Annotated in this window: 12 protein-coding genes; 8 read left to right on the top strand and 4 right to left on the bottom strand. The window is 73.0% G+C overall.

Features of this window, described 5'->3' with window-relative positions; genetic code table 11:
- The first annotated feature begins 151 nt into the window (after nt 1-151).
- Nucleotides 152-1093 carry an EamA family transporter gene (locus tag ACWGJO_RS26705; protein WP_452187515.1) on the top strand — a complete coding sequence of 314 codons (942 nt, stop codon included), beginning with the start codon at nt 152-154 and terminating at the stop codon, nt 1091-1093.
- Here ACWGJO_RS26705 and ACWGJO_RS26700 read toward each other — a convergent pair.
- Complete coding sequence (locus tag ACWGJO_RS26700; RefSeq protein ID WP_359909198.1) at nt 1008-1529, bottom strand: MarR family winged helix-turn-helix transcriptional regulator; 522 nt, start codon at nt 1527-1529, stop codon at nt 1008-1010. The two genes, ACWGJO_RS26705 and ACWGJO_RS26700, sit on opposite strands and share 86 nt — an antisense overlap.
- Before the next feature lie 167 nt (nt 1530-1696).
- Here ACWGJO_RS26700 and ACWGJO_RS26695 point away from each other — a divergent pair, with 167 nt between their 5' ends.
- Nucleotides 1697-2032, top strand: a complete 336-nt coding sequence (locus ACWGJO_RS26695; RefSeq protein WP_359909195.1) for a DUF2218 domain-containing protein — start codon at nt 1697-1699, stop codon at nt 2030-2032.
- Here the strand turns inward: ACWGJO_RS26695 and ACWGJO_RS26690 are convergent.
- Complete coding sequence (locus ACWGJO_RS26690; protein ID WP_452187500.1) at nt 2002-2679, bottom strand: phosphatase PAP2 family protein; 678 nt, start codon at nt 2677-2679, stop codon at nt 2002-2004. The two genes, ACWGJO_RS26695 and ACWGJO_RS26690, sit on opposite strands and share 31 nt — an antisense overlap.
- A gap of 468 nt (nt 2680-3147) precedes the next feature.
- On the bottom strand, nt 3148-4488 hold the full coding sequence (gene gabT / locus ACWGJO_RS26685) for a 4-aminobutyrate--2-oxoglutarate transaminase (RefSeq protein ID WP_452187498.1): 1341 nt from the start codon (nt 4486-4488) through the stop codon (nt 3148-3150).
- Between the two features lie 245 nt (nt 4489-4733).
- On the opposite strand from gabT, the gene ACWGJO_RS26680 reads away from it, so the two are divergent.
- From ACWGJO_RS26680 to ACWGJO_RS26670, 3 genes are all read left to right on the top strand, one after another.
- Entirely contained in the window at nt 4734-6806 is a 2073-nt protein-coding gene (locus ACWGJO_RS26680) for an ATP-binding protein (RefSeq protein WP_452187496.1), read from the top strand.
- 153 nt (nt 6807-6959) lie between these two features.
- Complete coding sequence (locus tag ACWGJO_RS26675) at nt 6960-8528, top strand: PucR family transcriptional regulator (protein ID WP_387695013.1); 1569 nt, start codon at nt 6960-6962, stop codon at nt 8526-8528.
- 224 nt (nt 8529-8752) lie between these two features.
- Nucleotides 8753-10195, top strand: coding sequence for an aldehyde dehydrogenase family protein (locus ACWGJO_RS26670; protein ID WP_452187494.1), 1443 nt, complete (start codon nt 8753-8755; stop codon nt 10193-10195).
- Between the two features lie 89 nt (nt 10196-10284).
- On the opposite strand, the gene ACWGJO_RS26665 is transcribed toward ACWGJO_RS26670, so the two are convergent.
- The gene (locus ACWGJO_RS26665) at nt 10285-10953 is read right to left on the bottom strand and encodes an NAD(P)-binding oxidoreductase (RefSeq protein ID WP_452187492.1); all 669 of its coding nucleotides are present in this window, start codon (nt 10951-10953) and stop codon (nt 10285-10287) included.
- Between the two features lie 122 nt (nt 10954-11075).
- Between ACWGJO_RS26665 and dxr the strand changes: the two genes are divergently transcribed.
- From dxr to ispG, 3 genes are all read left to right on the top strand, one after another.
- Nucleotides 11076-12317 (top strand): 1-deoxy-D-xylulose-5-phosphate reductoisomerase, encoded by a 1242-nt coding sequence (gene dxr / locus ACWGJO_RS26660; RefSeq protein ID WP_452187490.1) that lies wholly within the window; start codon nt 11076-11078, stop codon nt 12315-12317.
- A gap of 69 nt (nt 12318-12386) precedes the next feature.
- On the top strand, nt 12387-13691 hold the full coding sequence (locus ACWGJO_RS26655; protein WP_452187488.1) for a M50 family metallopeptidase: 1305 nt from the start codon (nt 12387-12389) through the stop codon (nt 13689-13691).
- A 143-nt stretch (nt 13692-13834) separates the two neighbouring features.
- Nucleotides 13835-14995, top strand: a complete 1161-nt coding sequence (gene ispG / locus ACWGJO_RS26650) for a flavodoxin-dependent (E)-4-hydroxy-3-methylbut-2-enyl-diphosphate synthase (RefSeq protein ID WP_452187486.1) — start codon at nt 13835-13837, stop codon at nt 14993-14995.
- Nucleotides 14996-15066 lie beyond the last annotated feature (71 nt).

Here is a 15066-nt window from a genome sequence, read left to right as displayed (position 1 = left end):
CCGCTTCAGTATTCATCGCTGGTGCTGCACGGTCAGGGGTCGCCATGCTCGACCCATGACCGCGACAACCGCCGCCGCCCCGAGCGGCCGCACCAGCACGGGCAGCACCGGCAGCACGAGTGGCTCGGGTGGCAACGGCGGTCCGGGCGGCATGAGCCCGCGCCACATCGCCCTGGCCGTCCTGGTGGCCGCCGTCTGGGGCCTCAACTTCGTCCTGATCCACGTCGGCCTCGACAGCTTCCCGCCGCTGCTCTTCTGTGCCCTGCGGTTCGCCGTCGTCGCGGTGCCGGCGGTCTTCTTCGTCGGCCCGCCCAGGGTGGCCCGGCGCTGGGTGGTGGCGGTCGGCGTGGTCCTCGGGGTGGTCAAGTTCGGGCTGCTCTTCCTCGGCATGCACGCCGGGATGCCGGCCGGACTCTCCTCCCTGGTGCTCCAGGGGCAGGCCGGCTTCACCGCGCTGTTCGCCGCCGTACTGCTGCGCGAGCGCCCCGGCCGGCAGCGGCTGGCGGGCCTGGTGGTCGCCTTCGCCGGCATCGCGCTGAGCGCCTGGGACCAGGGCGCGGGCGGACCGCTCGGGGCCTTCGCCCTGGTCGTCCTGGCCGCCGTCGCCTGGGGTCTGGCCAACGTGCTGACCCGCAAGGCCGCGCCGCCGGACGCCCTGCGCTGGATGGTCTGGGTCAGCGCCGTCCCGCCGCTGCCGTTGCTGGGCCTGTCCCTGCTGGTCGAGGGGCCCGACGCGGACCTGCGCGCCCTGCGCGGGATCACCGCGGCCGGACTGGGCGCGATCGGCTACGTCGGGCTGGTCTCCACCCTGTTCGGCTTCGTCGCCTGGAGCTTCCTGCTGCGCAACTACGACGCGACCGCCGTCGCGCCCTACTCGCTGCTGGTCCCGGTGTTCGGGATGTCCTCGGCCTGGCTGCTGCTGGGCGAGCGGATCAGCCCGACCGCCGCCGCGGCCGCGCTGCTGGTGATCGCCGGGATCGGGATCACCGCGCTGCGCCCGGGGGCCGCTACCGGCGTGGTGGCCCGGCTTCGAGGAAGCGGGCCTCGGCCGAGCGCAGCACCCGCAGCAGCACCTCCTCGTCGGCGGGGCTGACCTCGCCGAAGTACTCCTGCGCCACCTCGTCCCGGACCTGTCCGATCCGCTCCACCGCCGCCCGGCCGGCCTCGGTCAGCAGGATCCGCACCGCCCGCCGGTCGGCCGGGTCGGGGCTGCGCTCGACCAGGCCGGCCTCCTCCAGCGCGTCGACCACGGTGGTCGCCGAGCGCGGGGCGATGTGCAGCTTGTCGGCGAGGTCGCTCAGCCGCATCGCGTGGTCCGGCGTCTCGCAGCCGGGCACGTGGGCGAGCGTGCGCAGCGCCCGGGCCTGGCCGGGGGTGATGCCGTAGGGCTCCAGCCGCCAGCCGGTCTGACGGCGGATCCGCTTGATCGCCCTGGTCATCGCGTCGGCCAGTTCGGCGGCGGTGTCCGGGGTGCCGGACCGGGGGCCGGAGGAGGGGTCCGCCGGTTCGTCGGTCGGCGTGGTGGTCATCGGCGGTCTCCTCGGCTGGCGTCCGCCCAAGGGTAGCCGTCGGTCCGGGGCCCGCGGCCGGCGGCGGAGGGTGATCGCGGAAATATGTTGAGCTTAGCTCAGTATCTGGGTTAGCGTTGCCCCGAGTGAGGGGACCCTAAGTTCCCCTCCCCGACCTTGGAGGACCCATGCCCCGCTCCGAAGCCCGCGTCGCCACCGACCGCCCGGGCCGTTACGCCAAGCAGCTCACCGCCCACATGGGGCGCAAGATCGAGGCCGTCTACTCGGAGGAGACCGGCCGCGGCACGATGGTCTTCGGCGCCGGCACCGCCACCCTGGAGGCACAGCCCGACGCGCTGCTGCTCACCGTCGAAGGCGAGCGCGAGAACCTGCCCGGCCTGGAGGACGTCGTCGGCCGCCACCTCGTCCGCTTCGGCGCCCGCGACGAACTCGTCATCGCATGGCACCGGGACAACGGCGAGCCCGGCCTCGTTCACCGCAACGAAGAGGCCCCCGAAGCCTGACGACCCCCGGAACCCGGCCGGGGCAGCCACCGGGCGAACGCCCACAGCACCAGGACGGCCAGGCACCAGCTCGCCACCACGTCCAGCAGCCAGTGGAAATCGCTCCACACCAGCCCCGCGCCCACCCCGAGCGACAACAGCACCGCACCCGCCGTCAACCCCCGGACGGCGCACGGCCCCGCCACCCGGGCCAGCAACAGCGCCGCCACCCCGTACGAGACCGCCGCGGTCGCGGTGTGCCCGGACGGGTACCAGCCCCACTGGCCCGCCGCCAGCGGCTCCCCGAGCGGACCCGGCCGGGCGAAGGCCGCCTTCGCCGGGACCACCAGCAACGGGATCAGCACCGCCGTCAGCGCCGCCACCGGCAGCGGCAGCCACCAGCGCCCGGCCCCGGCCCGGCGCCCGAGCCACGCGGCCAGAGCACCGGCCAGCAGCAGCACCGGGACCGCCGGAACGCTGCTGCCCAGGTCCGACAGGAGGAGACCGAGCCGGTCGAGCAAGGCGTTCGGGAAGTCCCGGTGGGCCGAACGGACCGCCCGGCGGACCCAGCGGTCCACACCGAGCAGCGGCCCCTCCGCCGCGACCTGCCAGGACACCACCACCAGCAGCACCGCCGCGACCACCGGCACCGCCACCGACCGCGCCACCCGGCCCGGCAAGGCGGACAGCCGCCCCGGAGCAGGGGGGAGAGCTCCGGGGCGGCTCTGATGATCGCCGTTCCGCGCGCCCCGGGGGGTGTGGGTCGGACGGTCGGTCGATCGGCCTTCGGTGGGCGCCGACCCTCCCGGGCCGGCCTGGTCGTCCTCGTGCGGCACCCGCGCGACCGGCCCCGGAAGGGGCCCCGCGGACGGCCGCGCCAACGGCTGAGGCTCGCTGTCCATCTGCGATGACACTACGTCAACAGCCCTTCCGCGCCGAGCGCCTTCAGCGATTCCGCACACCATCTTCACCCCGCGCCGGGCAACCTCCGGGGCACCCCGTCGATCATGCCCGGACCGCCCGCGCGGCACGCCGGAAACCGAACGGCCCGTGCGGACCAAGAGGTCCCCACGGGCCGTTCAGCGCTGTCCGGACAACCCTCCGGCGGGGGTTCACGACCTGACGGGCGACACCGCTCAGAGGGCGGCGAACGCACCCTCCAGGATGTCCAGGCCCTCGGTCAGCAGGTGCTCCGGCATGACCAGCGGCGGCAGGAAGCGCAGCACGTTGCCGTAGGTGCCGGCCGTCAGCACGACCAGGCCCTCGGCGTGGCAGGCCTTGGCGAGGGCCGCGGTGGCCGCCGCGTTCGGCTCCTTGCCGCCCGGCAGCACCAGCTCGACGGCGATCATCGCACCGCGGCCGCGGACCTCACCGATGATCTCGTACTTCTCCTGCATGGCCCGCAGGCGGCCCAGCATGATCTCGCCGATCCGCCGCGCCTTGCCGTTGAGGTCCAGCTCCTTCATGGTCTCGATGGCACCCAGCGCGGCGGCACAGGCCACCGGGTTGCCACCGTAGGTGCCACCCAGACCACCGGTCTGCGCGGCGTCCATGATCTCGGCGCGGCCGGTCAGCGCGGACAGCGGCAGACCGCCGGCGATGCCCTTCGCGGTGGTGATCAGGTCCGGGACGATGCCCTCGTCCTCGCACGCGAACCACTGGCCGGTACGGCAGAAACCGGTCTGGATCTCGTCCGCGACGAACACGATGCCGTTCGCCTTCGCGAACTCCACGATCGCCGGCAGGAAGCCCTTGGCCGGCTCGATGAAGCCGCCCTCGCCCTGGATCGGCTCAATGATGATCGCGGCGACGTTCTCGGCACCGATCTGCTTGTTGATCGCGTCGATCGCCTGGGCCGCGGCCTCGGCGGCGGCATTCTCCGCACCGGTCAGCCAGCGGTACGGGTAGGCGACCGGCACCCGGTAGACCTCGGGGGCGAACGGACCGAAGCCCTGCTTGTACGGCATGTTCTTCGCCGTCAGCGCCAGCGTCAGGTTGGTGCGGCCGTGGTAGCCGTGGTCGAACACCACGATGGCCTGGCGCTTGGTGTAGGCGCGGGCGATCTTCACCGCGTTCTCGACGGCCTCGGAACCCGAGTTGAACAGCGCGGTGCGCTTCTCGTGGTCACCCGGGGTCAGCTCGTTCAGCTGCTCGGCGACCGCCACATAACCCTCGTACGGGGTCACCATGAAACAGGTGTGCGTGAAGTTGCCCAGCTGCTCGGTCGTCCGGGCCACCACGGCCTCGGCGCTGTTGCCGACGTTCGTCACGGCGATGCCGGAACCGAAGTCGATCAGCGAGTTGCCGTCCACGTCCTCCAGCACGCCGCCGTTGGCACGGGACACGTACACCGGCAGGGTGGTGCCGACACCGGCCGCCACCGCACCCAGCTTGCGGGCGTGCAGCTCCTGCGACTTCGGACCGGGGATCGCGGTGACCAGGCGGCGCTCCTGCGGGAGCGGCGTTGCGGCGCTCATGGGGTTTCTCCAGACTTCTCGGCTCGGTGCTTCGCAGGCTACGGCCGCCCTCCCCACCCGGGCACGCGCCACTCGGTAGCAGTGCGCCGTCCGACTTGTCCGGCACGGCCAGCGCGGGCGGCACGACTACCCGCAGGCCACGCTCCACTACCCTGAGCGCGGGCGTGTCGCCGGTACGGCGGCATGGGTATGGCGGCACCGACGGCGGTCGGGCCGGGCGGGCGGGCGAGGGAGCGGGGCCGTACATGGCACAGGACGGGGCACACCACCACGGCGAGCACACCACCACCAGCCCCCCGAGCCCCTTGCCCCACCAACGCCCCGGCGGGGGCACCGCCCCCTTCGACCTCGCCGCCTGGGCCTGCGCCCCGCGCCCCGACGCCGAACCGGGCGTCTACCGGCTCGGCTACCGCCGCCTCGACCCGGAGCGGGCGGAGGCGGCCAAGGTGGCCACCTGGCCGCTGCTGCTGCGGGCGGGGCTGAACGCGGTGGTGGGGTGGCTGGTCTTCGTCTACGGCGTTGAGTTCGCCACGGACGGGGCGACGGTGATCGGAATACTTCCGTCGAAATCGGCCTTCGTCGCGACCTCGGTGGTCCTCACGCTGAACATCCTGGTGATGGGCATCGTCATCAAGGTCTTCGGCCGGATGGGTCGCTGGCCCGAGGTGTGGCGCCGCTACGTCTCGCCGCTGCTGTCGCGCACGGTGACGCAGGAGCGGCCCGTCGAGGAGGACACCCCGGGGGCGGCCGAGGGCGTGCGGGGGCAGGATCCGTGGGACGGGCTGCGCCGGGGCGGTGCGGTCGGGGCGGCGGCCCGGCTGGACGGTGAGGCCGTGGGGGACGTCGACTACGTGCGGATCCGGCGTGCCTGGGAGTCCGCCCAGGCGGACCCGGTGTTCGTGCCCGCCTTCGACGAGCAGGTGGCCTCGCGCGGTGCGGCGGCCTTCGCCCATCCTTCCGGGTCGCGCGAGCTGCCCGGTCGTGCCGAGCGGCACGATCTGCTGCTCGGCCAGGTCCGGCTGGGCACCGCGCAGGACGTCCCGAAGAACCCGTTGGGCCACCGGGCGGCCGGTTTCGCGCTGGACCCGGCGGTGCTGGGCACGTCGCTGCTGGCGGTGGGCCCGGCCGGTACGGGGAAGACGGCGCGGCTGGCTCGGCCGGTGGCGGAGGCGTTGTGCCTGCAGGCGTTGTCGGGTACGGCCTGTGCGGTGGTGGTCGGGGCGGCGGATGCCGATCTCGGCCCGGACGCCTGGTACGACGTGGTGATCGCGCCCGGCGATCCGTCCTCGTTGTACGGGCTGGACCTCTACGGCGCCGCACGGGACCCCGACGAGGCGGCCGCCCGGCTGGCCGAGGCGTTGCTGCCGGACGAGCTGACCGCCCGCGCGGAGCACGCCCGGACCGCGTTGCAGCAAGTGGTGGGCCCGTTCCACGCGGCGTACGGCCGTTACCCGGGGGTGCGGGAGCTGCGGGCGCTGCTGGCGGGTGACCCGGATGTGCTGGCGCCCCTGGTGAAGGCGCTCGGGGTGGCCGGCCGGCTGGCCGTCCACGAGCGGGACCTGGAGCACCGGGAGCGGCAGCGCGACCGGGCGGACGACCCCGGGGCGCTGCTGGCGGACCGGCTGGCGTTGTTGGAGCGGCCCGCCTTCGAGGGGGCCTTCGCGACCGATGGGACCGGTCGGCCCCCGTTCGCGATGCGGGTGCTGGACCATCCGCTGCGGGTGCGGGTGAAGTTGCCCGAGCGGAGTCACCCGGAGGCGGCGCGGATGCTGTCCCGGCTGGTGGTGGGGCAGTTCGTGCAGGCGGCCGGGGCCCGCGAGGACCGTTCGCTGTTCGCGGGCCTGGTGGTGGACGACGCCTCGGCGGCGCTGGACGCCACCGCGGTGCGCGGCCTGCAGCGGGTGCGCGGGGCGAACGCGGGCGCGGTGCTGTTGCTGCGGACACTGGTGGACCTGCCGGAGGCGCTGCGGGCTCCGCTGTTCGGCGCGGTCGGCTGCCGGATGGCGTTCCCGGGGATCGCGCCGTGGGACGGGAAGCTGTTCTCGGAGGCCTGGGGGACTCACCTGGTGCAGGAGACTGCGGTCACCCACACCCCCGACACCTCCGGTGGGGTGATACGGCGGGCCGGGCGGGTCGGGCGGAAGGCGTTGTCGGGGACGACGGCGCAGACGGAGTCGGTGACGACGCGGGACGTGGAGCGGCTGCGGTGGTCGCCGTCGGATCTGGCGCACGCGCTGCCGGCGGGGCATGCGGTGGTGTCGTTGACGGCGGTGTCGGGGGAGCAGGTGCCGCCGTTGCTGGTGGATCTCCGGGGTTGACGGCGGGGTGCCGGGGAAGTCGCCTTCGAGGTGGATTCGGCAGTGCGGGTTGTCCGGGGCGTCCATAATGAAGGGGAGAGACCCTCACCAGTCCCACGTCCCTCTCCTCGCCCGGCCGCAACGGCGCGGTCAGGTCGATCCTTCGAAGGTGCCATGCCCCCCACACTCGCCTCCGTCGTCCGTAACACGTCGCTCCATCTGACGGTTCTCGCCGGTGCGGATCACCTGGAACGTCCGGTCCGCTGGGTGCACACCAGTGAGCTGGACGACCCGACGCCGTTCCTGGAGGGTGGCGAGCTGCTGCTCACCACCGGTATCAAGCTGGGCCGTACGGCGGCGCAGTTGCAGGCGTATGTGCACCGGTTGGCCGACGCGGGGGTGGTCGGGCTGGGGCTGGGGGTGGGGTTGTCGCACACGGAGGTGCCGCAGCCGCTGGTGGACGCGGCGGCGCAGCGCGGGCTGCCGTTGTTGCGGGTGCCGGAGCCGACGCCGTTCATCGCGATCAGCAAGGTGGTGTCGGCGGCGCTGGCCGCGGAGCAGTACGAGGCGGTGACGACCAGCTTCGAGGCGCAGGAGGAGTTGACCCGGGCGGCGCTCGGCAAGGACGGTACGACGGCGGTGGTGCGTCGGCTGGCGGCCCGGCTGGGGGGTTGGGCGGCGCTGTACGACGGGTCGGGCGCGCTGTCGGTGGTGGCGCCGGACTGGGCGGCGCGCCGGGCGGGGCGGCTGGCGGCGGAGGTGGACCGGCTGCGTCGGCGGCCGGCGCCGTCGAGTGCGGCGTTGCAGGGGCGCGCGCCGGGGATAGACACGGCGGACGAGGACTATGTGGTGGTCCAGTCGCTGGGGGCGGACCGGCGGGCCCGGGGTTTCCTGGCGGTGGGGACCGAGGACCGGATCACGCCGACCGAGCGGTATGTGCTGAACGCGGCGGTGGCGCTGCTGACCCTCACCCTGGAGCGGTCGCGGGAGTTGCGGCAGGCCGAGGAGCGGATGGGCGCGGCGCTGCTGCGGATGGTGCTGGCCGGTGAGGTGGCGACGGCCCGACAGGTGGCGGTGGGGCTGTTCGGGGGGCTGCCGGAGGGGACGATACGGGTTCTGGTGGCCGGGGCGGGACCGGCGAACGCGGATGCCGTGGAGGCGCTCGGGGAGCTGGGCGACCGGGCCGAGCAGGCGGGCGCCCGGGTGGGGGAGAAGCTGCTGGTGGCGCGGGAGGACGGTGCGCACGGGCAGCGGCTGATGGTGCTGGCGTTGGACAACGGTGCGGTGCACCGGGCTTGTCTGGGCACGGTGGAGGAGCACGAGGGCCTGTCGTTGGGTGTCTCGGCGCCGGCCGCGCTGGAGGAGGCCGGGACGGCGCACGCGCAGGCCGAGCGGGCGTTGGCGGTGGCGTTGCGCGGCGGCCGCCGGTCGGTGGACCACGAGGAGGTCGGCGCGGGGTCGCTGCTGCCGCTGCTGGGCGAGGACGCGGTGACGGCCTTCGCGGAGGGGTTGCTGCGGCCGTTGCGGGAGCACGATCGGACGGCCCGCGGGGATCTGGTGGCGTCGTTGCGGGCGTGGTTGTCCCGGCACGGCCAGTGGGACGCGGCGGCGGCGGACCTGGGGGTGCACCGGCACACGTTGCGCTACCGGATGCGCCGGGTCGAGGAGCTGCTGGGGCGCTCGCTGGACGACACGGACGTGCGGATGGAGCTGTGGCTGGCGCTGCGTTCCGGCGAGGAGTGACATACGGGGTGGCACGGTCGGTTCACGCGGCCGGTGGCGGGCGGCGGGCGGCGGACGAGGCTCCGGCGGTGCGCGGACCGCGCCCCGGTAGGACGTGGTGGAGTGGCCCCGGGGGCGAACGCTCCTAGTCGGCCAATCCGGTCGGCGCGTCGCCCCGCCTACCCTCAAATCCGGGTCCCACGTCCGTGGGCCGTAGGACAGACGAGGAGAGGGCCGGTACCACGGTGACCACCACGTACGATTTCTGGCTCGCCGGCCGCCGGGCGAGCGGTGACGCCGACTTCGAGGTGCACAACAGCTGGGACGGCCGTCTGGTCGGCAAGGTGAGCATCCCGACCGAGGCCCAGGTCGAGGAGGCGCTGGACGCCGCCGTGGCCGCGCTGCCGGTGTTCGCCGCCACTCCGGCGCACCAGCGTGCCGCCGCCCTGGACCACGTGGCCAAGCGGCTGAGCGAGCGCACCGAGGAGCTCGCCCAGCTGGTCAGCGCCGAGAACGGCAAGCCGATCAAGTGGGCCCGCGGTGAGATCGGCCGTGCGGTGTCGGTCTTCCGCTGGGCCGCCGAGGAGGCGCGTCGCACCAACGGCGAGACCATGCGCCTGGACACCGACCCGGGCGGCGTGGGCCGTTTCGCGGTGGTGCGCCGTTTCCCGCGCGGCGTGGTGCTCGGGATCGCCCCGTTCAACTTCCCGCTGAACCTGGTCGCCCACAAGGTCGCCCCGGCGATCGCGGTCGGTGCGCCGATCATCCTGAAGCCGGCTCCGTCGACCCCGCTGTCGGCGATGGTGCTGGGCGAGATCCTGGCCGAGACCGATCTGCCGGTCGGCTCCTGGTCGATTCTGACCGTGCCGAACGACCGGATGCCGGCCCTGGTGCAGGACGAGCGCCTGCCGGTGATCTCCTTCACGGGTTCGGACAAGGTCGGCTACCAGATCATGGACTCGGTGCCGCGCAAGCACTGCACCCTGGAGCTCGGCGGCAACGCCGCGGCCGTGGTGCTCGCCGACTGGTCCTCGGAGGCCGACCTGGACTGGGCGGCCACCCGGATCGCGATGTTCGCGAACTACCAGGGCGGCCAGTCGTGCATCTCGGTGCAGCGGGTGATCGCCGACGCCTCGGTGTACGACGCGCTGGTGGAGAAGGTCGTCGCGAAGGTCAAGGCGCAGGTCACCGGTGACCCGGGCGACGACGCGACCGATGTCGGCCCGCTGATCGACGAGAACGCCGCGAAGCGCGTCGAGTCCTGGGTCGAGGACGCGGTCGCCAAGGGCGCCAAGGTGCTCACCGGCGGCTCCCGCGAGGGTGCGACCTACGCCCCGACCGTGCTGGCCGACCTGCCCGGGGACGCCATCCTGGCCAAGGCCGAGGTGTTCGGCCCGGTGCTGTCGCTGCACAAGGTGGACGGCGTGGACGAGGCCTTCGCGGCGGTCAACGACTCCGCGTTCGGCCTTCAGGCGGGTGTGTTCACCCACGACCTGCAGACCGCCTTCCGCGCCCACCGGGAGCTGGAGGTCGGCGGTGTGATCATCGGCGACGCGCCGTCCTACCGCGCCGACCAGATGCCGTACGGCGGCGTCAAGGACTCCGGTGTCGGCCGTGAGGGCGTCAAGTACGCGATGGACGACTACACCGTCGAGAAGGTCATGGTCCTGACCGGCCTCGACCTCTGAGCGACGTCGTGGCAGTGCCGTAGCGCTGCGGTGGGAGGGCCCGGTTCGTCGAACCGGGCCCTCCCGGCGTTTCGCGCCCCCGCGCGGGCTCAGCCGTCGTGCCCGGCGGCCTCCTCGACGGCCTCCTCGACGGCGACGTTCCCGGAGACCAGTTCCAGGGTCAGTCCGGCGGTGCCGGGCTCGTGCAACAGGGCGGCCAGGACGGCGGCGACGTCGGCCCGGTCGACCGCGCCGCGGTCGACCGAGGGGGCGAGCCGGACCAGGCCGGTGCCGGGGCCGTCGGTGAGCCGCCCGGGGCGCAGCACGGTCCAGTCCAGGCCGGTGCGGGCCCGGACGGCGTCGTCGGCGGCGCCCTTGGCCCGCAGGTAGGTCTCGAAGACCTCGTCGGCGGGGAAGCGGGCGTCGGCGTCGGCGGCCATCGCCGAGACCATCAGGTACCGGCGGATCCCGGCGAGTTCGGCGGCGTCGGCGAGCAGTACGGCGGCGTCCCGGTCGACGGTGTTCTTGCGGGCGGCGCCGCTGCCCGGTCCGGCGCCGGCGGCGAAGACGACCGCGTCGGCGCCGGTCAGCAGTCCGGCGAGCTGGGTGGCGGTGGCGGCCTCCAGGTCGAGCAGCAGTGGTTCGGCGCCGGCGTCGACGAGGTCCTGGGCCTGTTCGGGGCGGCGGATGATGCCGGCGGGGCGTTCGCCGCGGGCGGCGAGCAGCCGTTCCAGCCGGAGCGCGATCTGTCCGTGGCCCCCGGCGATGACGGTACGCATGGTTCCGACGGTAGCCCGGGACGGGCCGGGCGGCCCGGGGAGGTCGTCCTGGGAAGTCCGGGGCGGCCCGGGGAAGTCCGGGGAAGTCCGGGGCGGTGCCGCGGACAGGACACAATGGGCGCATGACTTCGCTCGCCCACCCGCAGCTGCGCTTCACGCCCACCGTGGCGGACCCCTCCGGCCCCCGGGAGCTGGTGATCCTGGGTTCCACCGGTTCGATCGGCACCCAGGCGATCGACGTGGTGCTCCGCAACCCGGACCGCTTCCGGGTGGTCGCGCTGTCGGCGGCGGGCGGCCGGGTGGAGCTGCTCGCCGAGCAGGCGGTGCGGCTGGGCGTGCACACCGTGGCGGTGGCCGATCCGGCGGCCGAGCCGGCGCTGCGCGAGGCGCTGGCCGCGAAGGCGGCCGGCGGTCCGCTGCCGACCGTGCTGGTGGGCCCGGACGCGGCAACCGAGCTGGCCGCCCTGGAGTGCCACTCGGTGCTGAACGGCATCACCGGTTCGATCGGTCTGCGGCCGACGCTGGCCGCGCTGGAGGCGGGCCGGGTGCTGGTGCTGGCCAACAAGGAGTCGCTGATCGTCGGTGGTCCGCTGGTGAAGGCGGTGGCGAAGCCGGGCCAGATCGTGCCGGTGGACTCCGAGCACGCCGCGCTGTTCCAGGCGCTGGCCGGCGGGACCCGGGCCGAGGTGCGCAAGCTGGTGGTCACCGCCAGCGGCGGCCCGTTCCGCAACCGCACCCGGGAGCAGCTGGCCGGGGTGACCCCGCAGGACGCGCTGGCGCACCCGACCTGGTCGATGGGCCCGGTCGTCACGATCAACTCCGCCACCCTGGTGAACAAGGGCCTGGAGGTGATCGAGGCGCACCTGCTGTACGACGTGCCGTTCGACCGGATCGAGGTCGTCGTCCATCCGCAGTCGGTGGTGCACTCGATGGTGGAGTTCACCGACGGTTCGACCCTGGCCCAGGCGAGCCCGCCGGACATGCGGATGCCGATCGCGCTGGGCCTGGGCTGGCCGGACCGGGTGCCGGACGCCGCTCCCGCCTGCGACTGGACCAAGGCCGCCACGTGGGAGTTCTTCCCGCTGGACGACGAGGCCTTCCCGGCGGTCGAGCTGGCCCGCGAGGTGGGCGCCCTGGGCGCCACCTTCCCGGCGGTCTTCAACGCGGCGAACGAGGAGTGCGTGGAGGCATTTCTGAAGGGCCGCCTCGCCTTCACCGGAATCGTGGACACTGTTGCCAAGGTCGTGGCCGAGCACGGTCAGCGGGACGGCGCCGCGGCGGCGGGAACTTCCCTGACGGTGGAGGACGTCCTGCACGCGGAGGACTGGGCGCGCGCCCGGGCCCGCGAGCTGGCGGCCGGCTGACGGTCGGCCAATGGCCCCGATTGCGGTAGGACGAGACGATGAGCGGAGCGGCATGACGGAGGACCAACGGTGGCAACGGTTTTGACGGTGGTCGGCATCCTGGTCTTCGTCATCGGGCTGCTCATCTCGATCGCCTGGCACGAACTCGGCCACCTCTCCACGGCCAAGCTGTTCGGCATCCGGGTGCCGCAGTACATGGTCGGCTTCGGCCCGACCCTCTGGTCGCGCCGGAAGGGCGAGACCGAGTACGGCATCAAGGCGATCCCGTTCGGCGGGTACATCCGGATGATCGGGATGTTCCCGCCGGGCGAGGACGGCCGGATCACCAAGCGCAGCAGTTCGCCCTGGCGAACCATGATCGAGGACGCTCGCGAGGCCTCCTACGAGGAGATCCAGGAGGGTGACGAGAGCCGGCTCTTCTACACCCGCAAGCCCTGGAAGCGCATGATCGTCATGTTCGCCGGTCCGTTCATGAACCTGATCCTGGCGTTCGGGCTCTTCCTGACCGTCATGATGGGCTTCGGCGTCAACATGAGCGTGCCGACGGTCAGCTCGGTCGAGAAGTGCGTGGTCAAGGTCGGCCAGCCCCGGGACACCTGCCCGGAGGGCGCCCCGCAGACCCCGGCCGCCCAGGCCGGACTCAGGGCGGGCGACCGGATCCTCTCCTTCGACGGCGACCGGATCCACAGCTACGACCAGCTCCAGGCGGACATCCGGGAGTCGGCCGGCCGGAGCGTGCCGGTCGTGGTCGAGCGGGCCGGGGAGCAGGTCACCCTCAACCCGACCATCGCGGTCAACGACGTCCAGAAGTACGACGGCAACGGCGTCCCGCTCAAGGGCCAGAGCGTCCAGGCCGGGTTCCTCGGATTCACTCCCGCGAGTGGTGTGGTCCGGCTGGGATTCGGGCAGTCGGTCGACCGGATGTACGACATGACCGAGAACGGGGTGAAGTCGCTGATCGCGTTGCCGGGCAAGATCCCGGGGCTGTGGAACGCGGTCGTCGGCGACGCCCCGCGCGATCCGGACTCGCCGATCGGCATGGTCGGCGCCGCCCGGGTCAGCGGCGAGGTCTTCTCGCTCGACATCCCCGGCACCCAGCGGATCGCGTTCTACGTGAACCTGCTGGCCGGCATCAACCTGTCGCTCTTCCTCTTCAACATGCTGCCGCTGCTCCCGCTGGACGGCGGGCACATTGCCGGCGCGGCCTGGGAGGCGGTCCGGCGCCGGTTCGCACAGCTGTTCCGGCGGCCCGACCCGGGCCCCTTCGACGTCGCCAAGCTGATGCCGGTGGCGTACGTGGTGGCCAGCATCTTCATCGGCTTCACCCTGCTGGTGATGGTCGCCGACCTGGTGAACCCGGTGAAGATCAGTTAGGGCGTTCGGGCACCACGGGTGTGCTGGGCGCCATGACGGTGCCGTACCGTGGAGGCCGGGTGCGCGATCGTCAGCGCGCCCGGCCTCGGCCGTGTCACGGCCGGGCGGTCGACCACACCTCAACCCCGGGGAACCCTGCGCACATGACCGCGATCTCGCTCGGTATTCCGTCCCTGCCGCTCAAGCCGCTGGCCAAGCGCCGTTACTCCCGGCAGATCATGGTCGGCAATGTGCCGGTCGGCGGCGACGCGCCGGTCTCGGTGCAGTCGATGACCACCACCGTGACCTCGGACATCAACGCCACGCTCCAGCAGATCGCCCAGCTCACCGCGTCCGGGTGCCAGATCGTCCGGGTCGCCGTGCCCTCGCAGGACGACGCCGACGCGCTGCCGATCATCGCCAGGAAGTCGCAGATCCCGGTCATCGCGGACATCCACTTCCAGCCCAAGTACGTCTTCGCGGCGATCGACGCCGGCTGCGCGGCGGTGCGTGTGAACCCGGGCAACATCAAGGCCTTCGACGACAAGGTCGGCGAGATCGCCAAGGCCGCCAAGGACGCGGGCATCCCGATCCGGATCGGCGTCAACGCCGGCTCGCTGGACAAGCGGCTGATGGAGAAGTACGGCCGGGCCACCCCGGAGGCGCTGGTCGAGTCGGCGCTGTGGGAGTGCTCGCTGTTCGAGGAGCACGACTTCCGCGACATCAAGATCTCGGTCAAGCACAACGACCCGGTCGTGATGATCAACGCCTACCGCCAGCTCGCCGCCGCGTGCGACTACCCGCTGCACCTCGGCGTGACCGAGGCCGGGCCGGCCTTCCAGGGCACCATCAAGTCGGCGGTCGCCTTCGGCGCGCTGCTGGCCGAGGGCATCGGCGACACCATCCGGGTCTCGCTCTCCGCCCCGCCGGCCGAGGAGATCAAGGTCGGCAACCAGATCCTGGAGTCGCTCGGACTGCGCGAGCGCGGCCTGGAGATCGTCTCCTGCCCCTCCTGCGGACGCGCCCAGGTCGACGTCTACAAGCTCGCGGAGGAGGTCACCGCCGGGCTGGAGGGCATGGAGGTGCCGCTGCGGGTGGCCGTCATGGGCTGCGTCGTGAACGGCCCGGGCGAGGCCCGCGAGGCCGACCTCGGGGTCGCCTCCGGCAACGGCAAGGGGCAGATCTTCGTCAAGGGCGAGGTCATCAAGACCGTTCCGGAGTCGAAGATCGTCGAGACCCTGATCGAGGAGGCGCTCAAGCTCGCCGAGCAGATGCAGGCGGCCGGCGTCGAGGCGGGCGCGCCGACGGTGGTCGCCGGGGAGTGACCCCCGCGCGGCTTGTGCGGGAGCGAACCCCGCGTAGCTTGTTCTGACAGCCGTAGGTTGTCCTGACCGTA

This window comes from Kitasatospora sp. NPDC054795, assembly GCF_053611565.1.
The sequence above is the reverse complement of the archived record's forward strand: the minus strand, read 5'-3'. Positions and strand labels throughout refer to the sequence as shown.